This window comes from Nonomuraea sp. H19 (assembly GCF_052068215.1).
Taxonomy (GTDB): domain Bacteria; phylum Actinomycetota; class Actinomycetes; order Streptosporangiales; family Streptosporangiaceae; genus Nonomuraea.
Window position 1 is genome coordinate 26,422 of the sequence record NZ_JBQHCV010000035.1, and the last position, 26,356, is coordinate 52,777.

Consider the following 26,356-nt stretch of genomic DNA (forward strand, 5'->3'; position numbering starts at 1 on the left):
GGTAACTTTCCCGCAGGTCAGCGCCGGGATCGGGCCGAGAACAGGCGCTGCAGCAAGATGAAGACGAAAAGCAACAATCCGATGAAAATCTTGGTCCACCACGAGCTGAGCGTCCCCTCGAAGCTGATGATCGTCTGGATCAGCCCCAGCACGAGCACTCCGAGCACGGTGCCGAACAGGAAACCGTTTCCGCCGGTCAGCAGCGTGCCGCCGATGACGACCGCGGCGATCGCGTCCAGCTCCATGCCCACGGCGTGCAACCCGTAGCCGGACAGCATGTAGAACGACAGCAGCACTCCGCCCAGCGCCGAGCAGAACCCGCTGATCGTGTAGACCGCGATTTTCGTCCGCCCCACGGGCAGTCCCATCAGCAGCGCCGACTGCTCGCTGCCGCCGGTGGCGTAAACAGAGCGGCCCAGGCGCGTGTAATGCAACACGTACGCCGCCACCAGCACGACCACCACCGCGATGATCACGCTCGGTGAGATCCACAGATCCGCGAACAGGTCGATCCGCGTCTGCGCGAACGCCGTGAACGTCGGATCCTCGATCGGGATGGATTCGGTTCCGATCGTGTAGCACAGCCCCCGGGCCAGGAACATGCCGGCCAGCGTCACGATGAACGGCTGGATGTCGAAGGCGTGCACGATATAGCCCATCACCAGCCCCAGGCCGGACCCGATGAGCAGCACCAGCGGCACCACCAGGTACGGCGGCCACCCCGGCCCGGCCATCAGGCTCGCCGAGATCATCGTGGACAGCGCCACCACCGACCCCACCGACAGGTCGATGCCCCCGGTCAGGATCACGAACGTCATCCCGACCGCCACCACCAGCAGGAACCCGTTGTCGATGAAGACGTTGAGGATGACCTGCCCGCTGGCGAATCCCTCGTAGCGGATCCCGCCCACCGCGAACATGGCGACGAACAGGCAGCCGGTCACCAGGACCGGAAGGTATTTGGCCGGGATCGTGGCCCGGCCCACCGTCATCGTGGTCATATTCGTGCTCATGGCCTCACTCCGTTCGGCGGGCTTGGTCGCCATATGCCGTCGCCTTCCCCCGTCGCTCTGGTCGCTCCGCTCCCGCCGCTCCTCCTCCAGGCGACGGCACTCCCGCGCGCACCTGCACCTTCTCCTCAGGGGCGGGGCTGGGCTGCGCCGTGCGCCGGCGCCGGCCGAACGCCTTCGCGCGGAAGGACGGCGACTGGATGAGGCAGACGGCCGTCACGACCAGCGCCTTGAACAGCAGCGTGGTCTCCGGCGGCACGCCGATCGAGTAGATCGTCGTGGTCAGTGTCTGGATGATCAGCGCGCCCAGCACGGTCCCGCCGAGCGAGAACCGGCCGCCGGACAGCGACGTGCCGCCGATCACGACGGCCAGGATGGCGTCCAGCTCGATCCACAGGCCGGCGTTGTTGCCGTCGGCGCTGGAGACGTTGGAGCTGATCATCAGTCCGGCGACGCCTGCGCACAGGGCGGCGAACGCGTACACCATGATGATGATCCCGCGCGCGCGGATCCCCGCGAGCCTGCTGGCCTCGGCGTTGCCGCCGACGGACTCGATCAGCATGCCCAGCGCCAGCCGCCGGGTGAGGAACGCGGTGATCGCCAGCACGGCGAGCACGATCAGGATGCCGAACGGCACGGTCAGCCAGTAGCCGCCGCCGATCACCTTGTACGCCGGGCTGTTGACGGTGATGATCTGCCCGTCGGTGATGAGCTGGGCCAGGCCGCGCCCGGCCACCATGAGGATGAGCGTGGCGATGATCGGCTGGATGCCGACGCCGGCGACCAGGAACCCGTTCCAGGCACCCATCACCACGCACAGCGCGAGCGCCAGCGCCACGGCGGTGAACATGCTCGCGTCCTGGCTGATCTGCAGGCACGCCAGCGCGCCGGAGATCGCCACCACCGAGCCGACCGACAGGTCGATGCCGCCGGTGGCGATGACCAGCGTCATGCCGAGCGACACGAGGATCAGCGGCGCGCCGAACCTGAGGATGTCGATCAGGCTGCCGTACAGGTGGCCGTCCCTGAGCTGGATCGAGAAGAAGCTGGGGGTGAAGAACACGTTGAGCGCCAGCAGCAGCACGAGGACCACCACCGGCCAGAGGAGCCGTCTCATGAGGTACGGCCTCCGCTCGCGATCGTTTCCATGAGCACGTCCGTCGTCAGCGAGTCGTCGTTGGGCAGCTCGGCCACCAGCCGCCGGTCGCGCAGCACCTCGACCTTGTGGCTGAGCCGCAGCACCTCCTCCAGCTCGGCGGAGATGAACAGCACCGCCATGCCGCCGTCGGAGAGCTCGGCCACCAGCCGCTGGATCTCGGTCTTGGCGCCCACGTCGATGCCCCGGGTGGGCTCGTCGAGGATGAGCAGCCTGGGCTCCAGGATGAGCCACCTGGCCAGCAGGACCTTCTGCTGGTTGCCGCCGCTGAGGTTGCGTACGAGGTGCTCGGGGTTGGGCGGGCTGATCTTCAGGGCCTTGATGTACTTGCCGACCAGCTCGTCCTGCTGCTCGCGCGGCACCGGCCTGGTCCAGCCTCTGGTGGCCTGCAGGGCCAGGATGATGTTCTCGCGCACGGTCAGGTCGGGGATGAGCCCGTCGGCCTTGCGGTTCTCCGAGCAGAACGCGATCTTGTGGGTCATGGCCACGCGCGGCGTGCGGAGCGACGCCGGCGACCCGCCGATCGCGATCTCGCCGGTGCCGGCGTGGTCGGCGCCGAACAGCAGCCTGGCGACCTCCGTACGTCCGGAGCCGAGCAGTCCGGCCAGGCCGACGACCTCGCCCTCGTGAATGGTCAGGCTGAACGGCTGGATGGCCCCGGCGCGGCCCAGCTCGCGCGCCTCGACCAGGGGCCGGTCGAAGACCTTGGCCTCGCCGTGCAGGCGTTCGAGGGCGGCCAGCTCCTGGCCGATCATCTTGGCGACGAGCTCGACCTGGCTGAGCTCGCGGGTGAGGTACTCGCCGACGAGCCGGCCGTTACGAAGGATCGTCATACGATCCGAAATTTCGTAGATCTGGTCGAGAAAGTGCGAGACGAAGAGGATGGCGATGCCCTCCTCCTTGAGCCGCCTCATCACCCTGAAGAGCTGCTCGACCTCGTCCGCGTCCAGGCTGGAGGTGGGCTCGTCGAGGATCAGCACGCGGGCGTCGATGTCGATCGCCCGCGCGATGGCCACCATCTGCTGGATGGCCAGCGAGTACGTCGACAGCGGCGCGGACACGTCCACGCTCAGCTCCAGCCGGGACAGCAGCTCAGCCGCCCTGGCCCGCATCCGCTTCCAGTCGATGCGCCCGAACCGGCGCGGCTCGCGGCCGATGAAGATGTTCTCGGCCACCGAGAGGTTCGAACAGAGGTTGACCTCCTGGTAGACCGTGCTGATGCCGGCGTGCTGCGCCTCCAGCGGGCTGGCGAACCCGACCGAGGCGCCGCCCAGCTCGATGGTGCCCGCGTCGGCGGGGTGGACGCCGGTGAGCACCTTGATCAGGGTGGACTTGCCCGCGCCGTTCTCTCCCATGAGCGCGTGCACCTCGCCGGGCAGCAGCCGCAGGTCCACGCCGTCCAGGGCCTTGACCCCGGGAAATTGTTTGCCGATCCCGCTCATCGTCAGGACCGGCGCGGGTACAGCCATGTCGCCCCTTTCGTCTTCATGCCTCACTCCGGGGATCCACCGCCCTGCCTCGTCACTACGCTTCCTTCACTCCGCCGTCCAGACGGCCGTGCTCCTGTGCTGCTGCGCCGGCCGCCGCAGGGCCGCCGCGGGGGGCTCCTCGGAAAGGGCCGTCAGGGGGACGGCGGGGTCGCGGTGTGCGGCGGCCGGTCGCTGGAATGGGAGCACCGGGCCGGCCGTGAGCCGGTCCGGCGCCTCGACTCAGTACTGGCGGGTGGACAGGACCTGCTTGGCCTGCTCCTGGGTGAACACGGTCTCCTCGGTCACCACGCGGGCCGGCACCTGCTCGCCCTTGACGACCTTCTTGGCCAGGTCCATGAGCTGCGGGCCGAGCAGCGGCGAGCACTCGACGATGTAGTTGATCTTCCCGTCGGCGAGCGCCTGCATGCCGTCCTTGACGGCGTCGACAGTGATGATCTTGATGTCCTTGCCGGGCACCTTGCCGGCACCCTCGATGGCCTCGATCGCGCCCAGACCCATGTCGTCATTGTGCGCGTAGAGCACGTCGATGTCCGGGTTGGACTTCAGGAAGGCCTCCATGACCTCCTTGCCCTTGGCCCTGGTGAAGTCGCCGGTCTGCGAAGCGATGATCTTGAACTTGGGGTCGGCTCCGATGATCTCCTGGAACCCGGCCTTGCGGTCGTTGGCCGGCGCGGAGCCCGTCGTGCCCTGCAACTCGACGATGTTCACCGGGTCGGCTGCGCTCTTGTACTCCTCCACCAGCCACTTACCGGCCTTGCGCCCCTCCTCCACGAAGTCCGAGCCGAGGAAGGTCTTGTAAAGGGAGGTGTCCTTGGAGTCCACGGCGCGGTCGGTCAGGATGACCGGGATCTTCGCGTTCTGTGCCTCCTTGAGCACCGTGTCCCAGCCCGACTCCACCACCGGCGAGAAGGCGATGACGTCCACCTTCTGCTGGATGTAGGAGCGGATGGCCTTGATCTGGTTCTCCTGCTTCTGCTGGGCGTCGGAGAACTTGAGCGTGATGCCCGCGTTCTTGGCCGCGTCCTGGACGGACTTGGTGTTCGCGGTACGCCAGCCGCTCTCCGCGCCGACCTGCGAGAAGCCCATGGTGATCGTGCTGTCGCCGCCACCGCCGGTGTTGGCGGAGGTGTCACCGCCGCCGCTGCCGCATGCCGCCACCGACATCGCGGTGAGCCCGGCGAGCATCAACGCCGAGATTCTCTTGAACACGTGGGGGGTTCCCTTCTTTGTGAACGCTAACATCCCCTGGCGGGATGCCGGCGCCGCCTGCCTTGCTGCCGTACGGCCCTATCTGATTTCGGCCGCCCGGGCCGTGCTGGCCCTGGTCACGAACGTCGGCGGCACCACGAGCCGCTCCCGCTCCTCGGGACCGCCTTCGAGTTGCCGTACGAGCACCTCGATGCTGTGTCTGCCGACCGCGTCGAAGTCCTGCCTGATGGTCGTGAGCGGCGGCGAGAAGAACTCCGACTCGGGGATGTCGTCGAAACCGACGACGCTCACCTGGTCGGGCACCCTCACCCCCTGCTCGGTGAACGCCCGCAGCACCCCGAGCGCCATCTGATCGTTGGCGACGAAGACCGCGGTGACGTTCTTCATGCGCGCCAGGCTGCGGCCCGCCTCGTATCCCGAGCGCGGACTCCAGTCCCCGGCGAGCGGTTGCGGGGCCTCGCGGCCCGCCTGCTCCAGCGCGGCCCGCCACCCGGCCACGCGCCCCTCGGCCTCCAGCCAGTCGGTCGGACCGCTGATGTGCCAGACCGTCTCGTGCCCCAGCGACAGCAGGTGCTCGGTGGCGAGCCTGCCGCCGGCGACCTGGTCGACGCAGACCACCGACACCCCGCCCGCCTCGCCGCCTTCGACGGCGACGGTGGGGATGCCGAGCGGCAGGTCGCTCAGCGCCTGGGCGGCCGAGCGCTGCGGCGCCACCACCACGACCCCGTCAACGCCCTGGTCTGTCAGGTAGTCGAGGGCGTCGCGGACGCCGCTGGTGTCGATGGATTTGAGGCTGACGATGCTGACGAAGTAGCCGGCCGACCTGGCCGCCTGCTCGATGCCGTACACCGTGCTGGCCGGGCCGTACAGCGTGGTGTCGAAGCTCACCACGCCGAGCGTCCTCGACCGCTTGGTGACCAGGGCGCGGGCGACGAGATTTCGGCGGTAGCCGAGCTTGTCGATCGCTTCGAGCACCCGGGTGCGGGTCTCACTTCGCACGTTCGGGTGGTCATTGAGCACGCGTGAGACCGTCTGATGCGATACGCCTGCCTCTTTGGCCACGTCGGCCATGACCGGCAGACGGCGCCCCAGGGTAGATCCCACTGCGTGCTCCTTTCCTGGCTTGGCCACGACTGTGAACGTTAACAACGGGTCTCGTCAAGGGCCACCGCATTACGGTCGGGTTACGCGAACATCGACTTGACGAGGCGCCCAGGCGGTCCTTACCGTGGCGCGGATCACAACTGTTAACGCTCACGAAATTGTTAACGCTAACAATTCTGAGGAGCCCCCCACTCATGATGCGCATCGTCTCGTCGGCCCTGCTCTTAGCGGGCTTACTGGTCACGCCGCCGGCCATCGCGCCGGCGGATCCCCTCCCGGAGGGCGCCGTCGTCGACCAGTTCGACGGCGCCACGCTGGGCCCGGACTGGACGGTGCTGTCGCCGGACAGCTCCCGCTGGTCGGTGTCCGGGAGCGCGCTGCACGTGGACACCCTGACCGGCGACACCCACCAGGCCACGAACACCGCCAGGAACCTCTTCCTCCTCGACGTCCCCCGCGGCGATTTCGAGGTGGTCACCAAGCTCAGCGCCCCGGTCGCGCTGGACTACCAGAGCGCGGGCCTGCTGGCCTGGCAGGACTGGGACAACTACGTACGGGCCGGGCTGGCGCACGTCGGGTTCGCCGGCGGGCCGGTGATCGAGACGGCCACGGAGGTCGGCGCCGCCTTCACCTCGTCCTTCGCGGCCCGCTCCGGTTCGACCGGCGAGATCATCAAGCTGGCGCGGACCGGTGACGAGTTCGTGTCCTCCTACTGGGACGGCTCGGCGTGGGTGCAGGCGGCCAGGATGACCGCCCGGCTCGACGTCCGGCAGCTCGGGTTGTTCGCGCTGTCGGCGCAGAACGGCACGTCCATGCGGGTTGCCTTCGACTACGTCGCGATCAAGGCGAGCGAGGGCGCGGCGGTGGTCCCGCCGGGGCCGTTCACCCTGCGGGCGGCGGCGCTGCCGTACCTGTCGGCCGATCGGTCAGGACTCGTACGGGCCTCCGCGCGACCGGGGATGACGAGCCTGGCCGTCACGGCCACGGCAGACGGCGTCGGCGTGACGCTGAAGGACCTGGCCACGGGCAAGTATCTGCAGGCCACGGAGCAGCTGCGGCTCAGCGGGAGCGCGTCGGTCTTCCAGCTCAAGGACGCCGGCGGCGGCAAGGTCACGGTGTCCTCGGGCGGCCGGAACGTCGCCATCAGCGACGGGAAGCTCGTCATGGGGACGGAGGCGGCGAAGTTCCGGGTCGAGAGCTACAGCTCCGGCAAGCTCACCGTGGACACCAAGGCCAAGGGGACGGCGGTCAGCCCGAACCTGTACGGGGTGTTCTACGAGGACATCAACCACGCCGCCGATGGCGGCCTGTACGCCGAACTGGTGCAGAACCGCTCGTTCGAGTTCAACAGCACCGACGAGCCCTCCTACACGGGCTTGACCGCGTGGACCAAGGCCGAGCGGGGCGCGACCGCGACGCTGACGATCTCCTCCGAGCAGCCGCTGAACGCCGGCAACCGCAACTACCTGCGGTTGGAGGTCGCCGGCGACGGCACAGCGGGGGTGAGCAACGCCGGGTTCAACAGCGGCATCCCGCTCAAGGCCGGCGAGCGCTATGACCTGTCGCTGTGGGCCAGGCGCGCCGAGAGCGGCCCGCTGACGATCACGGTGGAGGCCGGCGCGACCGTGCTCGGCACGGCGAGCGTGCAGGTCAAGGCGGGCGGCTGGGCCAAGTACACGGCGTCGTTCGTGTCGTCGGGCACCACCGACGCGGGCCGGCTGGTCGTCCAGGCTCCCGGTGGCCGGACGGACCTGGACATGGTGTCGCTGTTCCCGCACGACACCTTCAAGGGGCACGGCCTGCGGACGGACCTGGCGAAGATGATCGCCGACCTGAAGCCGCGGTTCCTGCGCTTCCCGGGCGGGTGCGTGACGAACGTCGGCACGTACGACCCCTACTCGGTGAACCAGGACCGGCGCCGCATCTACCACTGGAAAGAGACGATCGGCCCGGTCGAGGAGCGGCCGACGAACTTCAACTTCTGGGGCTACAACCAGTCCTACGGCATCGGCTACTTCGAGTATTTCCAGTTCGCCGAGGACATCGGGGCCGAGGCGCTGCCGGTGCTGTCGGTGGGCGTCAACGGCTGCGGTGAGAACCGGCCGCTGACCGACGAGGCCAAGCTGGCCACGTGGGTGCAGGACACGCTCGACCTGATCGAGTTCGCCAACGGTCCCGTGACGTCGGAGTGGGGCAAGAAGCGGGCGGAGCTCGGGCATCCGAAGCCGTTCGGGCTGGAGTACATCGGGCTCGGGAACGAGGAGATCTATCCCGAGTTCTTCACCAACTACCCGAAGTTCGCGAACGCGATCAGGGCCAAGTACCCGAAGATCAAGATCATCAGCAATTCGGGGCAGACGTCGCAGGGCGCCTGGTTCGACCGGATGTGGCAGTTCGCCCGCGACCAGAAGGCCGACCTGGTCGACGAGCACTACTACAACAACCCCGACTGGTTCCTGGCCAACAACCACCGCTACGACGCCTATGATCGCGAAGGTCCGAAGGTGTTCGTGGGCGAGTACGCCTCGCGCGGCAACACCTTCGGCAACGCGCTGGCGGAGGCGTCGTACATCACCGGCCTGGAGCGCAACTCCGACGTCGTGGAGATGACCTCGTACGCGCCGCTGCTGGCCAACGTCGACTACGTGGACTGGGCGCCCGACCTCATCTGGTTCGACAACGACCAGGCCTACGGCTCGCCCAGCTACCACGTGCAGCGGCTGTTCTCCACGAACGTCGGCGACCGGGTGCTGCCGAGCTCGTTCGAGGGCGAGGCCAGGCCGGTGGAGGACATCAAGGGCGCGGTCGGGCTCGGCGCCTGGCGCACCCAGGTCCGCTACGACGACGTGAAGGTGACCGCCGCGGACGGGACCGCGCTGCTGTCGGACGACTTCGCGGCGGGGGCCGGCAAGTGGACCCCCGGCCTGGGGACCTGGGCCGTGCAGGACGGCGCGTACGTCCAGACGGCCGAGGTGGAGGACGCCAGGTCCACGGCGGGTTCGGCCGACTGGTCGAACTACACGATGGAGGTGACCGCCCGCAAGACCGCCGGGGCCGAGGGCTTCCTGGTGATGTTCGGGGCGCGCGACACCGGCAACTTCTACTGGTGGAACCTCGGCGGCTGGAACAACACCCAGTCCGCCATCGAGAAGGCCGTCAACGGCGGCAAGTCCACGATCGCCACCTCCGCCCACACGGTGGAGACGGGCCGCGACTACCGGATCAAGATCCAGGTGAGCGGGCGCAAGATCACCACCTGGCTGGACGGGCAGCAGGTCCACGAGTTCGTGGACTCCTCCAGGGTGGAGCCGCTGTACCAGGTGGTCTCCAGGGACGGGAAGTCCGTGACGCTCAAGGTCGTCAACGCCCAGGACACGGCCGTGCGCGGCCGCGTCGACCTGGGCGATGCGCGCGTCCGGCCGGCCGCCGAGGTGACGTCGCTGACCGGGGCGCCGTCGGACACCAACTCGATCGCCGAACCGGAGCTGGTGGCGCCGGTGAAGTGGCGGGCGAGCGGCTTCGCCTCGGCCTTCACCTACGACTTCCCGGCGCATTCGGTGACGTTCGTGAAACTGCGGGAGCGCTGACGTAGTCGTCGCACCATCCGGCCGGGACGCCGCCCGACGCGGCGTCCCGGCCGGGCTCCCCTACTGGACCACGCGGAAGTGGGTGGTCAGCCGGCCTTCGCCGTCGAGGACGTGGAACGCGATCGACGGCGGCAGGTCGAAGTCGACGCAGTTGTCGAACGTGGTGCCGCCCTCCCACGGCAGCTTCAGCGTCGAGACGACACCGGGGCCCACCAGCAGCGGGCGGCCGGCGAAGGTCGTGGCGGCCGCCGTGTGGGCGTGGCCGACCAGCACGGCGGCCACGTTGGGGTACGCGGCGACCAGCTCTTCGATGCGCTCGTGCCGGTGCAGCCTGATGCCGTCGGCCATCGGGCTGTGCAGGAGCACCGGCGGGTGGTGGAACGCCACGAACACCGGCAGGTCGCTCTCCCGCAGCACGCCCTCGAGCCAGGCGATCGTCTCCTCGTCCAGGTGGCCGGCGTCCTGGCCGGGAATGGACGAGTCGCACATCGCGTAGATCGCCTGTGCGCTGCGATAGACCTGGTTGATCGGCCCGTCCGCCGGCTCCTCGCCGAGCAGGACCCGGCGGAACTCCCCTCTCCTGTCGTGGTTGCCGGGGCCGACCAGGACGGGATGGCGTGAGCTGAGCAGCTTGCGCGCCTCCTCGTACTCCTCTGCCAGCGCGTGATCGGCGATGTCACCGGTGACCAGCACCGCGTCGAGATCATGGGGCAGCGCGTCCAGGTAACGCATGACGGCGTTGGCGCGATCCACGCTGCGGGGCGTCGCGCCGATGTGGATGTCACTCAGGTGAGCGATCACGATCATTCGCTTGGGGTCCTTCCCGGTTCTGCCAGCTCACCCAGGGTAGGCCGGGATACCGGCCCATGCGTAAGATCCAGTTTCGTGCCGAAAGATTGGGCCGGTTCCGGGGTGGACCTCCACCTGGAGATCTCCACCGCCGATGGGCGGCGACGGGGGCTCGAGGACTCGTTGCGGGAGGCCATCAGGGATGGGCGGCTCCAGCCCGGCACGCGGCTGCCCTCGACGCGAGCGCTGGCCGCCGAGCTGGGACTGGCGCGCGGTACGGTGAGCGCCGCGTACGACCAGCTCGTCGCGGAGGGCTACCTGACCACCCGCCCGGGCTCGGCGACCGAGGTGGCCGACGTGTCGCCCCGGGGCCACGCCTCAGCCATCCCGCCCGCAGCGGCTACGCTCCACGACAGATCCGCGCCCGCCACGCCCCGCGGCAGGGCCGCACCCGCTCCGACCATTCCGGGCACGCCGTCCGCGCCTGAAGTGTCGATTCCTCCCATGCCGTCCGCGCCCCTGCACGACCTGAGCCCGGGGCAACCCGACGTGTCGGCCTTTCCCACGCGTGCCTGGCTCCGTGCCACCCGTCAGGTGCTCTCGACCGCGCCTGCCGGAGTCTTCGGCCGATGCGATCCGCGCGGCCGGATCGAGCTCCGAGCGGCGCTCACCGGCTACCTCGCCAGGACCCGCGGCGTACTCACGACACCGGACCTGATGGTGATCACGACCGGCTTCGTCCAGGCCCTCAATCTCCTCGCCACCGTCATCGACGGCCCGATCGCCATGGAGGACCCCGGCCACGACTTCTACCGCGAGGTGGTCCGCCGCACCGGGCACGAGATCGTCCCGCTGCCGGTGGACGAGCTGGGCGCGCAGGTCGGCACGCTGGCCTCCGCCACCGCGGCTGCGATCGTCACGCCCGCTCACCAGTACCCCATGGGCGTCCCCCTCCATCCCCACCGCCGCCACGTCCTGCGCGAGTGGGCGATCGGGGGCGGGCTGGTGGTCGAGGACGACTACGACGGGGAGTTCCGGTACGACCGGCAGCCCGTCGGCGCGTTCCAGGGCACCGCGCCCGAGCACGTCGTGTACTTCGGCACCACGTCGCAAACGCTGGCCCCATCCCTGCGCCTGGCCTGGATGGCCGTGCCGCAAGCCCTGATCGGCCGGGTCACCGAGGCGAAGCTGCACGCCGACGCCCACACTGAAGTGCTCGGCCAACTCGTGCTGGCCAGGCTGATCGAGACGCATGACTACGACCGGCACATCCGCGCCGCCCGCCTGCGCTACCGGCGGCGCCGCGAACTGCTGATCGCCAGGCTCGGCGCCGCGCTGCCCGGAGCCACCCTGCCCGGGGTGGCCGCCGGGCTGCGCGCCCTCCTTCTGCTCCCGGATGACGGCCCCGCCGAAATCGACCTCCTCGACGCGTGCGAGCGCCGCGGCATCGCACTGCGCCCCGCCTCCCCTCTCTGGCACGGCACCGGACAGGAAGGCCTGCTCATCGGATACGCCGCCGCGTCCGAACGCGCCTACCCGCACGCGTTGGAAGCCCTGGCGAAGACGCTCGCGGAACTCGGCGGGCGCCCCGCTCGTTCTTCCCCATGAGCGCGACGGCAAGGAGAATCATGGGCTGGCACTACAGAAAGTCAATCAAATTGGGACCGTTCCGCATCAACCTGTCGCGACACGGCGTCGGCCACAGCTACGGCAACCGGCGTTTCCACATCACGACGACTCCCGACGGCCGCCGTCACGTCTCCGTCCGTCTGCCCGGCGGCTTCCATGTAGGCAAGACGTTCGGGTCTCGCAAATACCACAGGCATTACTAGACCCGATATACCGCGCCTTATCGGGGTAGCTGGATGCTCTCGCGATCTCAATGGAGGAATGCGATGAGCTGGAGCTACCGAAAGTCGATCAAGTTCGGCCCGTTCCGGCTGAACCTGTCCCGCCGCGGCGTGGGACATAGCTGGGGCAACCGGATGTTCCGGGTGACGCGGACGGCGAACGGCCGCCGTACGCTGTCGGTCAACCTGCCCGGCGGCTTCCACTGGCGCAAGACCCTCGGCGGTCACTGACCGCTTGAGATAGAACGGGCCGGGGGCGAAAAGCCTCCGGCCCGTCCCCCTTCCCGCGCCGTCAAAGAGGCGGCCCTGCCGGCCACTGAGCCCCGTAACGCCGGACGAGCTCCGCGCCGATCCTGGCCAGCTCGGCCTTGACCGCGTCCGGCTCCACCACCTCCACGCGGTCACCCCACCCCGCGAGCTGCTCGGCTATCGACAGCGCCGTCGGCGCCGCCACCCGCACCCGGACCCGCCCGTCCTCCGCTGCCTCGCCCGCGTCGCAGTGGCGCCCGAAGTGGTCGCGCAGGATCGGCAGCAACCTCGCGGCGATGAGCACGGTCGCGGAGGTCAGCGAGCGCCGCTGCTCCACCTCCTCGACGACGCGCTCCCACGCTTGGGAGAGCTCGAAGCCGGCGGGCGGCTCGAACGGCTCCTCGGTGACGTCGGCCGCGGCGATCCGGTCCACCCGGAATGTCCGCTGCCCGCGTTCGGTCCCGGCCACGAGATACCAGACGTCGTCCTTGTCGACCAGGCCCCAGGGCTCGACCAGCCGCGTGGTGCGCTGACGGGCGCGGCCCTCGTACCCGAGCCTGACCTTGCGGCGTCGTACGGTGGCGTTCTGCAGCAGCTCCACCAGCTCGGGCCGCTCGCGGTCGCGCTCGCCCCAGCGGGCGGGGTCGATCACCACGGCGCCGGCCGCGGCCTCGGCGTCGGCCCGGAACGTCTGTGGCAGGGCCCGCAGCAGCTTGCGCAGCGCCGACCTGACCTCCGGCGCGACCGCCGCGGCCGGGCCGGCCAGCAGGAACAGGGCCCGCGCCTCGTGCGCGGTGAACCCGCTGAGGTCGGTACGGGCACCGCCCAGCAACGACCAGCCCCCACCGCGCCCGGCCTGCGGGTAGACGGGGACGCCCGCCGCGGACAGCGCCTCCAGGTCGCGCCGCGCGGTGGCCACGGACACCTCCAGCTCCCTGGCCAGCTCGGCGGCGGTGACCCGGCCGCGGGCCTGCATGAGCAACAGTGTGGCGACGAGACGATCGGCGCGCATGGCTGGAAGTCTGGCAAACAAAGTGCTCAATTGGTGAGCACTTTGGCTGGGAGAATTGCTGTATCAACGAAAGGGGCAACGACATGTTCCGGGGATTCGCCACGCTGAACTTCTACGCGGACGACCTGGAGGCGGCGAAGAGCTGGTACGCCGAGCTGTTCGGCATCCCGCCGTACTACGAGGTCCCCGGCGGGTACGCCGAGTTCCGCATCGGCGACTACCAGCACGAGCTGGGCCTGATCAACAGCCGCTACGCCCCGGCGGGCGCGACCGACGGACCGGCGGGCGCGATCACGTACTGGCACGTGGACGACCTGCAGGCCACCCTGGACAGGCTGCTCAGCATGGGGGCCAAGGAATACCAGCCCATCACCGCCCAGGGTGGCGGGACATTCATCACCGCCTCCGTCGTGGATCCCTTCGGCAACATCCTCGGCATCATGCGCAACCCGCACTATCTGGACGTGCTCGCCGACGGGGTGCCCAAGAAGTAACGGGTCTGCCATCCTTGATCCGTGTCCCGTCCGCGCATCCTGCTGACCGCGCCGCCCCGCACCGGGAAGACCACCGTGATCCGCCGCCTCGCCGAGCTGCTGCGGAAGGCGGACGTGCCGGTCCGCGGCTTCCTCAGCGACGAGCTGCGCGAGCGCGGCCGCCGGGTCGGCTTCACTGTCGAGGAGTTCGGCGGCGAGAAGGTCGTCATGGCTCACGCCTCGTGGGTGTCCGGTCCGCGCATCGGGCAATATGGGGTCAACGTGCCGGCGTTCGAGCGCGTCGCGCTGCCCGCCATGGACCGGGCGCTGGCCACGAAGGGCGCGGTGGCGCTCATCGACGAGATCGGGCCGATGGAGCTGCTGTCGCCGGCGTTCATGCCGCGGTGCGAGGCGCTGTTCGCCGCCAACGTCCCGATCGTGGCCACCGTGCACCAGCGCAGCCGACCGGCGTTGCAGGCACGTCTCGAGGCCGAGCTGATCACGGTGACCCCGCACAACCGCGACGACCTGCCCGCGACGCTCGGCCGGCTGCTGTCGCCCTAGAGGCTCGCCGGATCCCGCACCCGCAGGCCGAAGGCCGACAGTCCCTGCTCGTGGTGTTCGATCAGGCCGAGGCGCCGATAGAAGGCGTGGTTCGCGGGCCCTTCCGGGGTGGATTCGTGGTCGGTGGTGAGCACGAAGTAGCGGCAGTGCGCGTAGCGTTCCTTGAGGTGCTCCAGCAGCCGCCGGCCGACCCCCTGGCCGTGGCACTTGGCGTCGACCAGCAGTTCCTGCACGTAGCAGACGATCTCGTCGTCGGACACCGTCCGCGCCAGGCCGAGCAGCTTGCCCGACTCGTCCCTGGCGGTGATGACGAGGTGGGAGTTGACCAGGCTCCGGCAGACGCGGGGGATGTCGCGCGTCCACGGCTGCCAGCCGACCGAGTCGTAGAGCTCGAAGAGCTCGGCCTCGTCGAACGACGTCTCCTGAGCGATGAACACCACTTATGGGGCTCCTGAATTCCGGCATAGAGTGACGCACCCGAGCTTAGGCGTGGCGTTCAATCGAGGAGTCGGCGGAGTGGTGCCCGAGATCCGCCCAGGACGGTTGATCCTGCTGTGCGGGCTGCCCCGCTCGGGGAAGACCACGCTGGCCAGGCGGCTGGCGGAGGAGATCCCCGCGGTCCGGTTGTGCCCGGACGAGTGGCTGGCGGACCTCGGCGTCGACCTCCACGCGGTGGAGCCCCGCGACCGGCTGGAGAAGCTGCTGTGGCGGCATGCGCAGGAGCTGCTGCGCCTCGGCCAGACCGTCATCCTGGAGTACGGGTTCTGGTCGCGGGCCGAACGTGAGGAGATGCGGCTCGGCGCACGCTCCCTGGGTGCTGCCGTCGAGTTGCGCCATCTCGCGGCGCCGCTGGAGGAGCTGCATCGCCGTCTGGAAAGCCGGAACACCGTCGGCGGCTGGGGGACGACCGCGATCACCCGGGACATGCTCGACCACTGGGCGACGCTCTTCGAGCCTCCGACGCCCGCGGAGATGGCCCTGTTCGACGCGCCGGTTGCTGGTTTGCGTTAATTCACGGTTATCGAGGTTTCGAATGGGTTTCATCCCTTGGAGTGCGTGTTTGTCCGTACATAGGGTGCTAACCACGACGGGAAAGTCACCTACCGTGATCTCGTCATAACCCCCGATCGGCAATGGCGCTCGAGCGGCCACCGCTCAGCGTGCGTGCGGCGGGCCTCGGCGCGTGACATAGGGAGCACTGTGCGCAGGTTCGTCACATCTCTGTTCGGCCAGGTCCTCATCGCAGCCGCCATCGGCGCCGTGGTGGGCCTGCTCTTCCCGGCCTTCGGCGCCGAGCTCAAACCGCTCAGCGACGGCTTCATCACACTGATCAAGATGGTCATCACGCCCCTGGTGTTCTGCGTGGTGGTCGCGGGCATCGCGGGAGCGGGCGAACTCAAGCGGGTAGGCCGGGTCGGCCTCAAGACGATCGTCTACTTCGAGGTCATCACCACCATCGCGCTGCTGCTCGGCCTGGTGCTCGCCCTGGTCTTCCAGCCGGGCGCGGGCATGAACGTCGATCCGGCCTCGCTCGACACCGGCAAGCTGGCGACCCAGCAGGAGAACGCCGCCGAACTCGCCGAAGGGGGACCGGTCGGCTTCCTTCTCGGGCTCATCCCCTCGTCGGTGATCGGCGCCTTCGCCGAGGGCAACGTGCTCCAGGTGCTGCTGTTCGCGGTGCTGTTCGGCTGCGCGCTGCTGCTGGTCGGGGAGAAGGCGCGTCCGGTAGGGCAGTTCATCGAGACGGTCAGCGAGGTGCTGTTCAAGGTCGTCGCGCTGATCGTCCGGCTGGCCCCGCTGGGCGTGCTCGGCGCGGTGGCGGTCACCGCGGGCAATTCAGGTGGGGACGCCCTGGTCCGGCTGGGCTGGCTCGTCGCGCTGTTCTACGTCGCGGTCGCGCTCTTCGTCGTGGTGATCCTCGGGTTCGTGATCAAGCTGGCCGGGTTCAACATCTTCAAGCTGATCGGCTACCTCCGTGAGGAGGTCCTGATCGTGCTGGGCACCGCCTCGTCCGACAGCGTGCTCCCCCAGGTCATGCGGAAGCTGGAGCACCTCGGGATCAAGAAGTCCACGGTGGGCCTGGTCATCCCGACCGGCTACTCCTTCAACCTGGACGCCTTCTCGATCTACCTGACCCTCGCCGCCGTCTTCATCGGGCAGGCCACCGGCGTGCCGCTGTCCATGGGGGACCTGCTGGTCGTGCTCCTCGTCGCACTGGTCACCTCCAAGGGCGCGCACGGCATCCCCGGTTCGGCCATCGTGGTGCTCGCCGCCACGCTCAGCTCGATCCCGGCGATCCCGGTCGCGGGCCTGGTCCTGGTGCTGTCGGTGGACTGGTTCATGGGCATGGCCAGGGCGGCCGGCAACCTGCTCGGCAACTCGGTGGCGACCGTGGTCATCGCGTCATGGGAGGGCGACATCGACAAGGAACGCGCCGCGAACGTCCTGGACGGCAAGGAGGTCGCCGAGATCGGCCCGGAGGAGGGGGAGCCGGTGACCGTATCGGCGTAACGTCGCCGCCTCGTACGCGTCGCGCGCCTCTTCCGAGGTGCGCGACGTCTTGAGTGGAGCTATGGGGATTCGAACCCCAGACCTCCTCCATGCCATGGAGGCGCGCTACCAACTGCGCTATAGCCCCTTGCGATCACCAAGTGTATAGGAATCCGCGAGCGCCCGTGTCACGCCGAAGGGCTGCACTCCGGAGAACATCGCCCGCTTCATGGCCTCGATCGGCCTGGCGGAGAGCTCCGGCCTGTCCTTGCTGATGGCCGAGATGAACAACGCGCCGGCGCCGGTCATCTCGGCCCTCTCAGGCTGCGTGGTCAGGCGGTCTAGCGGACCGGCATGCCGACCTCGCGCACCAGCGCACCCAGGTCCACCCCGGCGTCATGAAGGATCCGGGCGGCGCCGTTCGAGTAGTCGGCCAGCAGTCCCCAGAGCAGCCCCTCCCCCGTGACAGGTCCCGGCCGCCACATGGCCACCTCGATCACCTTCCTGGCGTGCATCGCCAGCGGGATCTGCCCCAGCGGCCCGTACAGCGTCACGCGGAGCGGCCGCAGCCGGGAGCGGCGCAGCCGCCACGCCGCCGACGTGTCGGCCCCGGCCCTAGTGCGGCGGTGCACGAGGTCGAGATCGATCCCCAGTGTGGCGAGCAGCGAGTGCGCGTCGCCGGCGTCCACCCGTTCGCGCACATCACGTCCGGAGGCGGTGAACGCCGCGAGCGAGAACGGCCGCGCCTCGACCAGCCCCAGCAGCATCAGATCGGCGTCGAGCGCGGGCCTCCCGGCGTCGAGCGCGAGGATCCCGGCCCTGACCACGGCCCGGCGGGCGCCTTCTGTGAACCTGGCGAACACGCGTTACCTCCCAGTCCTGCGAGCATGCTTGCGATGAGCGGACTGCCGCCGAACCCCTAGCGCGTCGGCGATCTGCTCCCACGACCATCCCTGAGCGCGGGCGTTCGACACGTGCATCGCCTCCAGCTCCTCCAGCAGGGTCCTGAGCGCGGCCACCGCCGCCAGGCCCACCCCGGGATCGCGATCGGCGGCCGCCTCGGCCAGTTCGGTGACTTCCATGGTGTCAGCATGTGCTGACAAGCACTCGCTTGTCAACACGTGCTGACACGCAGCGCCGTTCGACCCGATCTCTAGCCCTTGTTCGCGGGCCGCTCGTCCTCGAGGTAGCGTTCGCGGCCCGCGTACAGGCCGGTGAAGAGCTGCGCGACGAGCACGCCGAAGATCAGCGTGTACGGCAGCGCCCACCCGCCGGTCAGCTGGCGCAGCACGCCGACCAGCAGCGGGCCGGCGCCGGCGATGAGGTATCCGGCGCTCTGCCCGAACGCCGACAGCCCGGCCGTGGCCTCCGGCGTACGGGTGCGCAGCCCCAGCATCATCAGCGCCAGCGGGAACGAACCCATGCCGACGGCGATGAACACCACCCACAGCAGGGCCATCGAGGCCGGCCCGGCCCAGAGCCCGAGGAAGCCGGCCGTGTAGAACGCGACCAGGCCCACCACGACGGGACGCTGGTCGCGGAAGCGCGAGGCCACCATGGGCACGACGATCGAGACGGGGATGTTGAGCGCGGTGAACACGCCGAGGATCACCCCGGCCTGCGAGGTGCTGAAGCCGCCGTCGGTGAGGATGGTGGCGAGCCAGCCGAACATGATGTAAGCGATCATCGACTGAGTGCCGAAGTAGATCGCGATCATCCAGGCCAGCCTGCTCCTGAGCAGGCGGCGGATGCCCACGTCCCGGCCGCCGGTGTCCCGCTCCGGCTCGCTGCGCAGCAGCGCGAGCCACGGGATGGCGGCGACGGCGGCCAGGGCGGCCCACACGCCGAGCGCGATGTGCCAGTCCCCCGACGCCTGCTCGATCGGCACGGTCGCGGCGGCGGCCAGCATGGTCCCCGTGGCCAGGGCCGTGGTGTAGACGGTGGTCATGACCCCGGTACGGGCCGGGAAGTGGCGCTTGATCAGCGTCGGGATGAGCACGTTGCCCACGGCGCCGCCGGACAGCGCGACCGCGCTGCTCAGCAGGAACACCGGGGCGGAGCCGACCAGCGACCTGACCAGCAGGCCCACGCCGAGCGTGATGAGGGCCAGCAGGAGGAGCCGGTGCTCGCCGACCCGCCGCGCGAGCGTAGGGGTGACGGCGCCGACGCCGGCGAAGGCCAGCACGGGGAGCGTGGTGAGCAGGCCGGTGCCGACGCTCGTCATGCCGAGCGCGCCGGCGAGCTGGTCGAGCAGCGGGCCGACGCTGGTGACGGCGGTGCGGAGGTTCAGAGCGGCGAGGACGATCCCCAGCACCAGCAGCCAGGCGAGGGGGGTTGTCGTTCTGCCTCTGGACTCTTGGGCGAGCACGCTCATTGCGGGGGAAATCTCCACTCATCAAATCATGGGATGAATCACCACCTTAACAGGACCGAAACATGCATTTATTCCTGGCCGCCGCGTCCACGGTTGTGGCTCAGGGACACGCGGGCCCCCCGTGAGCCGCAACGCGGCGCGCGGGGGGCCGGTGTCGTCAGAGCGTGCTGGTCACAGGACCGGGCGCGGACCCTCCGGCGGCTCGTGTCCCGGAGGCACCGGGCCGGGCGGCGGGAGCGTGGCCCCGGACGGGGAGTCCGTGCCACCCACCGTGCCGGGCGGCACGGGACGGTCGCTGTCGCCGTACGTCGACCCGCGCTGGTGCGGACCCGGCACGTCGCCGCGCCACTCGCCCGTCTCACCGCCGCGCGACTCGATGAACTGCTTGAACCGCTTCATGTCGCCGGCCACGCGCATGCGGACGAGCTGCAGCCAGTCGCCCGCGGTCTCGACGAAGCCCTCCGGGGCGTACTCCATCTGCAGCGTGACCCTGGTCCTGGCATCGTCGAGCCGGTGGAAGGTCACCACCCCGGCCTGGTGCGGCTTGTCGATGGTGCGCCAGGCGACGCGCTCGTCCGGGTGCTGCTCGGTGATCTCGGCCTCGAACTCGCGCCGGACCCCGGCGATCTCCGCTACCCAGGCGGTACGCGTGTCGCTGAGCTGCTTGACCGACTCCACGCCCTCCATGAACTCGGGGAAGCTCTCGAACTGCGTCCATTGGTTGTAGGCCACCCTGACGGGGACCTCGACGTCTACTGAGTGCTCGATCGTTGACATGTGCTCCGCCTGCCCGGGCACGCCGGAGGCTAACGCCGGGGCCGCAGCAGCCAGTAAAGGCCCACGACAGGCAGCACGAGAGGGATGAAGAGGTAGCCCTTGCCGTACGCCGACCAGACGGTCTCGTCGGGGAAGGCAGCGGGGTCCAGGAGGCTGGCGGTGCCGATGATGAGCACGCCGGCCAGCTCTATGCCGAGCGCGGCCAGCGCGAGGCGGCGGGCGCCACGCCACAGCGCGACCGTGAGCAGGATGTAGACGAGCGCCGCGAACGCCGACAGCGAGTACGCCAGCGGCGCCTGGTCGAACTTGCCCGCGATCTGCACGGCCGCCCGCGCCCCGGCGGCCAGCGAGAACAGCCCGTAGACGGCGATCAGCGCCCGGCCGGGACCGGTCCCGATGGAGGTCGTCACGCGGCCGCCACTCGGAGGAGCATCACGCGACTCCCTGCCAGATCTGCAGCAGCCGGCCGGTCATCACCGCGATCGCGAACCCGGCCACCACCAGGATCGCCGACCCCCACCTGCTCCGCTCGGCCAGCGCCAGGAACACCCCGGCGGGCGGGATCACGACCTCGCCGGCGAGGTAGCCCCACAGTGTGACCTTCTCCGCGGGCCCCTCACCCCCGGCCACCGCCGCGATCACGAACCCGAGCTGCACCAGCACGGCCACCTCGAGCAGGGCGAAGCCGACCAGCAGCACCATGCCCATCGGCCGGTTGCGGATCGCGACGATCAGGCTCGCCAGCATGAGCAGCAGCGAGCCGGCGATGACGATCGTGGAGACGACGGTGTTCATCGGGGGAAAGGTTATCGCCCGGAGAGGTCGCCCCCTCGCTCGGGCAGGCCGCCCTCGATGCCGTCCAGCAGCCGGCACCATGCCGCCGCAGGTGTTCACGAAGCGAACGTGGCCCACCCCTTTCGGCTGCGCCATCGCGCCGGCGGCCGTCCCGCTGGTGCCGATCGCGCTCGTAGGATCGAAGACGTGGAGAGGATCCTCGTCAGCGCCTGCCTGATGGGCCGCCGGGTGCGCTACGACGGTGGCGCCAAGACCAGCTCGGACGCCTGGCTCGCCGGCTGGCGCGAGGAGGGGCGGCTGGTGCCCCACTGCCCCGAGGTGGCGGGCGGGCTGCCGATCCCGCGCCCGGCCGCCGAGATCGAGGGCGGCGCGGGCGGGGCCGCCGTGCTCTCCGGGGACGCCCGCGTGCTGGCGACGGACGGCTCTGACGTGACGGCCGAGTTCCTGGCGGGCGCGCGGTCCGCGCTCGCCGTGGCGCGGTCGTTCGGCATCCGGCTCGCGGTGCTGAAGGAGGACAGCCCTTCGTGCGGCGCGTTGTCGATCTACGACGGCACGTTCGAGGGCCGCCGCACGCCCGGGCAGGGCGTCACGACGGCGCTGCTGGAGCAAAACGGCATCCGCGTGTTCAGTGAGGAACACGTCGCCGAGGCCGCCGATTACCTGCGGACCCTGGAGACGTAGAACGCAGCCGGCTACCTGCGGGCCCTGGAGACGTAGAACGCCGCCGACAGGCCTGCCGCCAGCGCCGCCGCGATCGTGCCGTGATACCAGGTGAGCAGCGGGTTCCCCAGCTCCGCCGGGCGCAGCGCCACCGCCAGGATCCCCATCAGCACCCCGGCCAGCGCGGCCGTGTGCGTGTAGATCAGCCCGTCCCACGCCCACCGCCGCCCGGCCAGCGCGCCGAAGGCACCGGCGAGCATGGCGGCGGCGCACAGAATCTCCACGACCACGGCCGGGACGATCACGGGCTGGCGCAGCGCGCCGAAGACGAGCCCGGCGTGCAGCAGCGCGGCCAAGCTGAAGATCAGCGCGTAGAACAGGGAAAGCCCGCCCAAGGCTTTGCGCAGTGCGTCCATGCTCCCACGTTCGCACTGCGGCGGCTCCGAGCCATCGTCCCCCAGGAGGCGGCGCCGCTACCACGTCCGCAGTAGTCGGCGTCCGTCACAGATGCATCGGGAAATCCAGCCGTCCTCATTTCGGAAACTTTCTTACCTTCTGGCGAGTCGTAGAGAGTGGGGCGCTGTTCGACCAACGGGGATTCGTGAGCGTTTGCCCGTGGCGCTGCTGGGGGCCCGGTTTCATTCCGAAACGGGAAAGGGATTCGACAATGCCTGTCGACCTGACCAACGCACACCCTCTCGACCTGGCGGCCGCGCTCGACGCGGACACCAAGGCGATGCTCGACAACCTGCAGCCGAACATCCTGCGCGCGCACGTTCGTGAGCATCTGTCCGTTCTTTTCGTCAGGTTCAACGACGCGGCCGAGGGCAGGGCCTTCCTGCGGTACCTCGCGACCACGAAGATGAAGTCGGCGCGCAAGCACCTGGAGGAGGTGCGGGACTTCGCGGCCCGGGGCCGGCGCGGCACGCCGTACGTCGGCGTCGGCATCAGCAAGGCCGGATACCGCGATCTCGGCCACTCGGTCGAGGACATGCGCAAATTCGGCGACAAGCCGTTCCGCGACGGCATGAAGCGGCGGATCGCCGATGTGAACGACCCGCCGGTGGAGCAGTGGGAGTGGACCTACCAGCGGGAGATCCACGCCGTCATCCTCATCGGGGACGCCGAGCCGGACACGGTGGCAGCGCTGCGCGAGGAGATCATCTCTGAGCTGCCGGAGAGCGCCCGGGTGCTCGGCGAGGAGACCGGGCGGGGCCTGCGCAACCCGGCCGGGGACGGCATCGAGCACTTCGGGTACGTGGACGGCCGCAGCCAGCCGCTGTTCGTCAAGGACGAGGTGGACAGGGAGCCGAAGCAGCACTGGAACCCGGCGTTCCCGCTGAGCAACGTCCTGGTCCCGGACCCCTTCGCGCCGGACCCATCCCGCCACCACGGCAGCTACCTGGTGTTCAGGAAGCTGGAGCAGAACGTCAAGGCGTTCAAGGAGGTCGAGCAGGAGCTGGCCGACAGCCTCGGCCTGGCCGTCGCGGACCGCGACCGGGCGGGGGCCATGCTCGTCGGCCGCTTCAAGGACGGCACGCCGCTGACCCTCAAGCCCAAGGCGGGCGGCGGGCCGGTGAGCAACGATTTCACGTTCGACGCCGATGACGGCAGCAAGTGCCCGTTCAGCGGGCACATCAGGAAGACCAACCCGCGCGACTTCGGGCGCGAGGTGCTCATGGCCCGGCGCGGGCAGACGTACGGGGAGCGCACCGACGACCCGTGGGACGACTCGCCGCCCGAGACGCGTCCCAGCGGGGAGGTCGGGCTGCTGTTCATGGCGTTCAACAGCAGCCTGCTCGACCAGTTCGAGTTCACGCAGCGGAGCTGGGCGAACAACCCGGACTTCCTGAACCCGGCGACCGGTCACGACCCGGTCATCGGGCAGGGAGCGCGGGACGTCAAGGTCACCTTCCCCAAGGTCTGGGGCAAGCCGGAGATGTCGGTTCCGCAGACTCAGGTGGCGCAGACCGTCACGATGAAGGGCGGGGAGTACTTCTTCGCGCCGTCCCTGGCGTACCTCCGCAACATGTGAGCCCCCCGCTGGGGGCCCACCGCCCCCAGCGGAATCTCACGCGGCCTCGCCGGCGCCTGCGCCGGCGAGGCCGTGGGGCCCGCCGCCGGCTCAGCGCCACGCAGGCGGACGAACTCGGTCATGCATCGAAGGATGTACGCGCGGATCGGCCCGGTGGAGGAGGCGACGGGGACGCGCGGATCGGCAGGATCGCATCATGATGATCGGCTTGATGCTCACCCTTGCCGCCCTGGCGGTGGTCGACAGCACCAGCTTCGGCACTCTTGTCATCCCCGTCTACCTGATGCTGACCTCGGATCGCTCCCGCGTGTCGCGGTTGCTGATCTATCTCGCCACCGTGGCGGTCTTCTATTTCCTGGTCGGAGTGGCGCTCATGCTCGGCCTGTCGGCGGCCCTGGAGCATTTCGGCGACGCTCTGCGCAGCCGGACGGCGTACTGGGTGCAGCTGGTGCTCGGGGTGGGCTTGTTCGCGCTGAGCTTCAGATTCGATCCGAAACGGCGGGCGAAGCTGGGCAAGCCGGAGCGGCGGTTCGAGCCGCGGATGGGCGGGCCGCGGGTGATGGTGCTGCTGGGGCTGACGGCCGGGGCGCTCGAGGTCGCCACGATGGCGCCGTACCTCGCCGCGATCGGCATCATGACCACCTCCGAGATGGCCGTCGGGCAGTGGATGCCGTTGCTCGCCGGCTACGTGGGGATCATGATCCTGCCGCCGCTCGCGCTCATGGGGCTGCGCGGGATCGCCGGGGCCTGGCTGGAGCCGAAGCTGGAGCGGCTGCGGGACTGGCTGACCAAGCATTCGGCCTCGATGGTGAGCTGGACGCTGGCGATCGTCGGGTTCCTGCTGGCCAGGGACGCGGCCTTCTACCTGTTCTTCCAGTGACCCGCCGGCCCTAGGATCGGATCTCCAGGGGGAGATCTGTCATGTTTCGTGCCTTTTTCCGGACCGAGGCCGGCAGCACCAGCGTGCTGCTCATCGCCACCGTTCTGGCCTTGCTCTGGGCCAACTCCCCCTGGGGCGACACCTACGAGGCCTTCTGGCACACGCCGATGGGCCTCTCCTTCGGGGACGCCGCCTTCTCGCTGGACCTGCGGCACTGGGTCAACGACGGGCTCATGACCCTGTTCTTCTTCGTCATCGGGCTCGAGGCCTCCTACGAGATACGGCTCGGGCAGCTCCGGGATCGACGGCTGATCGCCGTGCCGGCCGTGGCCGCGTTCGGCGGGATGCTCGTGCCGGCAGGCGTCTACCTCCTGCTCAACTACGGCGGGCCGGGCGCGGTCGGGTGGGGCGTGCCCATCGCCACCGACACCGCGTTCGTGCTCGGCGTGCTCGCCGTCGTCGGCGCCCGGTGCCCCGATCCGCTGCGGGCGTTCCTGCTGACGCTGGCCATCGTGGACGACGTGCTGGCCATTGTGATCATCGCGTTGTTCTACACCGCCGACCTGTCCGTGCCCGCCCTGCTCACCGCCGTCGCGCTGCTGGCGGCCATCGTGACGTTACGGTGGCTGCGGATCTGGCGGGCGCCCGCGTACATCGTGCTCGGGTTCGCGCTCTGGGTGGCCACGCTCGAAAGCGGGATCCATCCCACGCTCGTCGGCATCGCGCTGGGCATTCTGGTCTTCGTCTACGCCCCCACCGACCAGAAGCTGCTGCTCGCCGGCGAGGCCGTACAGGAGTTCACGAACGAGCCGAGCGCCCAGGCGGCCAGGGACGCCGCGCGGCGCGTCCAGCGCGCCGTCTCGGTGAACGAGCGGCTGCAGCTACGGCTGCACCCTTGGAGCAGCTACGTGATCGTGCCGGTCTTCGCCCTGGCCAACGCCGGGGTGCGGCTCGACGCCGCCACCCTGCGCGAGGCCCTCACCTCGCCGGTGGCGATCGGCGTGGCGCTGGGGCTGGTGCTCGGCAAGTTCGTCGGCATCTCGCTGGGCACGTGGCTGCCGCTCAGGTTCGGGTGGGGGGTCCTGCCGGGGAACCTCGTGTGGGGGCAGCTGCTGGGCGGGGCGGCAGTCTCCGGGATCGGGTTCACGGTGGCGCTGTTCATCGTGGACCTGGCCTTCGCCGATTCGGCCGTCCACGACCAGGCGAAGATCGGGATCCTGGCCGGGTCGCTGCTGTCCGCCGCGCTGGGCTGGGTGATCTTCCGGCTGGCGTGGGACCGGGGCGGGGTGTGCGCGCCTCCCGAGGCCGAGCCCGGCGAGGAACTGCCGGAGCTCCTCACCGTGCCCGTGGGACCCGACGATCACGTACGGGGACCCGCGAACGCCAAGATCACGATCGTCGAGTACGGCGACTTCGAATGCCCCTACTGCGGCCGGCTCCATCCGGTCCTGGAGGAGCTGCGCAGGAAGAACCCGGACGTACGCCTGGTGTTCCGGCACTTCCCGCTCAGGACCCTGCATCCCCGGGCCGCGGCCGCCGCGATCGTGGCCGAGGCCGCGGCCGATCGGGGCAGGTTCTGGGAGATGCACGACATCCTCTACGACAACCAGCGCTTCCTCACCGACGCCGACCTGGCGCACTACGCCGCCGAGCTCGACGTGGATCCCTGGTCGGACGTGCCGCGCCACGTCTCCAGGATCGCCGTCGACGAGGAGTCGGGCCGCGACAGCGGCGTGCGCGGCACCCCCACCCTCTTCCTGAACGGCATCCGCTACCAGGGCCGCCTCGACCTGGGCTCGATCAGCGGCGCGGTGGAAGAGCTACGGAAATCCCCGTAACGTCAATGAATCGC

At 69.6% G+C, this 26,356-nt stretch carries 28 protein-coding genes and 1 tRNA gene; 12 read left to right on the forward strand and 17 right to left on the reverse strand.

Annotated features, from left to right (window positions below):
* Positions 1-17: 17 nt before the first annotated feature.
* From yjfF to ACTMTI_RS48485, 5 genes are all read right to left on the reverse strand, one after another.
* Positions 18-1,013 (reverse strand): galactofuranose ABC transporter, permease protein YjfF, encoded by a 996-nt coding sequence (gene yjfF / locus ACTMTI_RS48465; protein ID WP_441127651.1) that lies wholly within the window; start codon positions 1,011-1,013, stop codon positions 18-20.
* A gap of 4 nt (positions 1,014-1,017) precedes the next feature.
* Positions 1,018-2,127 (reverse strand): ABC transporter permease, encoded by a 1,110-nt coding sequence (locus ACTMTI_RS48470; RefSeq protein ID WP_441127652.1) that lies wholly within the window; start codon positions 2,125-2,127, stop codon positions 1,018-1,020.
* Positions 2,124-3,635: a sugar ABC transporter ATP-binding protein gene (locus ACTMTI_RS48475; protein ID WP_441127653.1), complete on the reverse strand. Its 1,512-nt coding sequence runs from the start codon at positions 3,633-3,635 to the stop codon at positions 2,124-2,126. Before ACTMTI_RS48475 ends, ACTMTI_RS48470 begins: the two co-directional genes overlap by 4 nt.
* A 240-nt stretch (positions 3,636-3,875) precedes the next feature.
* A complete protein-coding gene (locus tag ACTMTI_RS48480) occupies positions 3,876-4,865 on the reverse strand; it encodes an ABC transporter substrate-binding protein (RefSeq protein ID WP_441127654.1) in 990 nt (329 codons plus the stop codon).
* Between the two features lie 78 nt (positions 4,866-4,943).
* Entirely contained in the window at positions 4,944-5,936 is a 993-nt protein-coding gene (locus ACTMTI_RS48485) for a LacI family DNA-binding transcriptional regulator (protein ID WP_441127711.1), read from the reverse strand.
* Between the two features lie 227 nt (positions 5,937-6,163).
* Here ACTMTI_RS48485 and ACTMTI_RS48490 point away from each other — a divergent pair, with 227 nt between their 5' ends.
* A complete protein-coding gene (locus tag ACTMTI_RS48490; RefSeq protein WP_441127655.1) occupies positions 6,164-9,556 on the forward strand; it encodes an alpha-L-arabinofuranosidase C-terminal domain-containing protein in 3,393 nt (1,130 codons plus the stop codon).
* A gap of 60 nt (positions 9,557-9,616) precedes the next feature.
* Here the strand turns inward: ACTMTI_RS48490 and ACTMTI_RS48495 are convergent, their stop codons facing one another.
* Complete coding sequence (locus ACTMTI_RS48495) at positions 9,617-10,363, reverse strand: metallophosphoesterase (protein ID WP_441127656.1); 747 nt, start codon at positions 10,361-10,363, stop codon at positions 9,617-9,619.
* A gap of 78 nt (positions 10,364-10,441) precedes the next feature.
* On the opposite strand from ACTMTI_RS48495, the gene pdxR reads away from it, so the two are divergent.
* The 3 genes from pdxR (at position 10,442) to ACTMTI_RS48510 (ending at position 12,426) form a co-directional block, all read left to right on the forward strand.
* The gene (pdxR, locus tag ACTMTI_RS48500; protein ID WP_441127657.1) at positions 10,442-11,953 is read left to right on the forward strand and encodes a MocR-like pyridoxine biosynthesis transcription factor PdxR; all 1,512 of its coding nucleotides are present in this window, start codon (positions 10,442-10,444) and stop codon (positions 11,951-11,953) included.
* Between the two features lie 20 nt (positions 11,954-11,973).
* Positions 11,974-12,177, forward strand: coding sequence for a DUF4236 domain-containing protein (locus ACTMTI_RS48505; protein WP_441127658.1), 204 nt, complete (start codon positions 11,974-11,976; stop codon positions 12,175-12,177).
* A gap of 63 nt (positions 12,178-12,240) precedes the next feature.
* Positions 12,241-12,426 carry a DUF4236 domain-containing protein gene (locus ACTMTI_RS48510; protein WP_441127659.1) on the forward strand — a complete coding sequence of 62 codons (186 nt, stop codon included), beginning with the start codon at positions 12,241-12,243 and terminating at the stop codon, positions 12,424-12,426.
* Positions 12,427-12,487: 61 nt separating this feature from the next.
* Here ACTMTI_RS48510 and ACTMTI_RS48515 read toward each other — a convergent pair whose 3' ends face one another.
* The gene (locus tag ACTMTI_RS48515; RefSeq protein ID WP_441127660.1) at positions 12,488-13,456 is read right to left on the reverse strand and encodes a helix-turn-helix transcriptional regulator; all 969 of its coding nucleotides are present in this window, start codon (positions 13,454-13,456) and stop codon (positions 12,488-12,490) included.
* Between the two features lie 83 nt (positions 13,457-13,539).
* Between ACTMTI_RS48515 and ACTMTI_RS48520 the strand changes: the two genes are divergently transcribed.
* On the forward strand, positions 13,540-13,950 hold the full coding sequence (locus ACTMTI_RS48520; RefSeq protein WP_441127661.1) for a VOC family protein: 411 nt from the start codon (positions 13,540-13,542) through the stop codon (positions 13,948-13,950).
* A 21-nt stretch (positions 13,951-13,971) separates the two neighbouring features.
* The gene (locus tag ACTMTI_RS48525; protein ID WP_441127662.1) at positions 13,972-14,493 is read left to right on the forward strand and encodes a nucleoside-triphosphatase; all 522 of its coding nucleotides are present in this window, start codon (positions 13,972-13,974) and stop codon (positions 14,491-14,493) included.
* On the opposite strand, the gene ACTMTI_RS48530 is transcribed toward ACTMTI_RS48525, so the two are convergent.
* Positions 14,490-14,933, reverse strand: coding sequence for a GNAT family N-acetyltransferase (locus ACTMTI_RS48530; RefSeq protein ID WP_441127663.1), 444 nt, complete (start codon positions 14,931-14,933; stop codon positions 14,490-14,492). The two genes, ACTMTI_RS48525 and ACTMTI_RS48530, sit on opposite strands and share 4 nt — an antisense overlap.
* Before the next feature lie 76 nt (positions 14,934-15,009).
* On the opposite strand from ACTMTI_RS48530, the gene ACTMTI_RS48535 reads away from it, so the two are divergent.
* Positions 15,010-15,504, forward strand: coding sequence for an AAA family ATPase (locus ACTMTI_RS48535; protein ID WP_441127664.1), 495 nt, complete (start codon positions 15,010-15,012; stop codon positions 15,502-15,504).
* Positions 15,505-15,693: 189 nt separating this feature from the next.
* A complete protein-coding gene (gene dctA, locus ACTMTI_RS48540; protein ID WP_441127665.1) occupies positions 15,694-17,004 on the forward strand; it encodes a C4-dicarboxylate transporter DctA in 1,311 nt (436 codons plus the stop codon).
* A 54-nt stretch (positions 17,005-17,058) separates the two neighbouring features.
* Here dctA and ACTMTI_RS48545 read toward each other — a convergent pair.
* The 8 genes from ACTMTI_RS48545 to ACTMTI_RS48580 form a co-directional block, all read right to left on the reverse strand.
* Positions 17,059-17,131 (reverse strand) — tRNA-Ala (locus ACTMTI_RS48545).
* Positions 17,122-17,292, reverse strand: coding sequence for a hypothetical protein (locus tag ACTMTI_RS48550; protein ID WP_441127666.1), 171 nt, complete (start codon positions 17,290-17,292; stop codon positions 17,122-17,124). Before ACTMTI_RS48550 ends, ACTMTI_RS48545 begins: the two co-directional genes overlap by 10 nt.
* A gap of 32 nt (positions 17,293-17,324) precedes the next feature.
* Positions 17,325-17,846, reverse strand: coding sequence for a Clp protease N-terminal domain-containing protein (locus tag ACTMTI_RS48555; RefSeq protein WP_441127667.1), 522 nt, complete (start codon positions 17,844-17,846; stop codon positions 17,325-17,327).
* 3 nt (positions 17,847-17,849) lie between these two features.
* Positions 17,850-18,065: an RNA polymerase subunit sigma-70 gene (locus ACTMTI_RS48560; protein WP_441127668.1), complete on the reverse strand. Its 216-nt coding sequence runs from the start codon at positions 18,063-18,065 to the stop codon at positions 17,850-17,852.
* Positions 18,066-18,136: 71 nt separating this feature from the next.
* Positions 18,137-19,357 carry a CynX/NimT family MFS transporter gene (locus ACTMTI_RS48565; RefSeq protein WP_441127713.1) on the reverse strand — a complete coding sequence of 407 codons (1,221 nt, stop codon included), beginning with the start codon at positions 19,355-19,357 and terminating at the stop codon, positions 18,137-18,139.
* Positions 19,358-19,528: 171 nt separating this feature from the next.
* Positions 19,529-20,134, reverse strand: a complete 606-nt coding sequence (locus ACTMTI_RS48570) for an SRPBCC family protein (protein ID WP_441127669.1) — start codon at positions 20,132-20,134, stop codon at positions 19,529-19,531.
* Between the two features lie 29 nt (positions 20,135-20,163).
* A complete protein-coding gene (locus tag ACTMTI_RS48575; protein ID WP_441127670.1) occupies positions 20,164-20,544 on the reverse strand; it encodes a hypothetical protein in 381 nt (126 codons plus the stop codon).
* A gap of 22 nt (positions 20,545-20,566) precedes the next feature.
* Entirely contained in the window at positions 20,567-20,929 is a 363-nt protein-coding gene (locus ACTMTI_RS48580; RefSeq protein WP_441127671.1) for a hypothetical protein, read from the reverse strand.
* Between the two features lie 186 nt (positions 20,930-21,115).
* On the opposite strand from ACTMTI_RS48580, the gene ACTMTI_RS48585 reads away from it, so the two are divergent.
* The gene (locus tag ACTMTI_RS48585; protein ID WP_441127672.1) at positions 21,116-21,610 is read left to right on the forward strand and encodes a DUF523 domain-containing protein; all 495 of its coding nucleotides are present in this window, start codon (positions 21,116-21,118) and stop codon (positions 21,608-21,610) included.
* 11 nt (positions 21,611-21,621) lie between these two features.
* On the opposite strand, the gene ACTMTI_RS48590 is transcribed toward ACTMTI_RS48585, so the two are convergent.
* Entirely contained in the window at positions 21,622-22,005 is a 384-nt protein-coding gene (locus ACTMTI_RS48590; RefSeq protein ID WP_441127673.1) for a hypothetical protein, read from the reverse strand.
* Positions 22,006-22,256: 251 nt separating this feature from the next.
* Between ACTMTI_RS48590 and ACTMTI_RS48595 the strand changes: the two genes are divergently transcribed.
* The 3 genes from ACTMTI_RS48595 (at position 22,257) to nhaA (ending at position 26,342) form a co-directional block, all read left to right on the forward strand.
* Positions 22,257-23,624, forward strand: coding sequence for a Dyp-type peroxidase (locus ACTMTI_RS48595; RefSeq protein ID WP_441127674.1), 1,368 nt, complete (start codon positions 22,257-22,259; stop codon positions 23,622-23,624).
* A gap of 196 nt (positions 23,625-23,820) precedes the next feature.
* On the forward strand, positions 23,821-24,504 hold the full coding sequence (locus ACTMTI_RS48600; protein WP_441127675.1) for a GAP family protein: 684 nt from the start codon (positions 23,821-23,823) through the stop codon (positions 24,502-24,504).
* 41 nt (positions 24,505-24,545) lie between these two features.
* The gene (gene nhaA, locus ACTMTI_RS48605; protein ID WP_441127676.1) at positions 24,546-26,342 is read left to right on the forward strand and encodes a Na+/H+ antiporter NhaA; all 1,797 of its coding nucleotides are present in this window, start codon (positions 24,546-24,548) and stop codon (positions 26,340-26,342) included.
* Positions 26,343-26,356 lie beyond the last annotated feature (14 nt).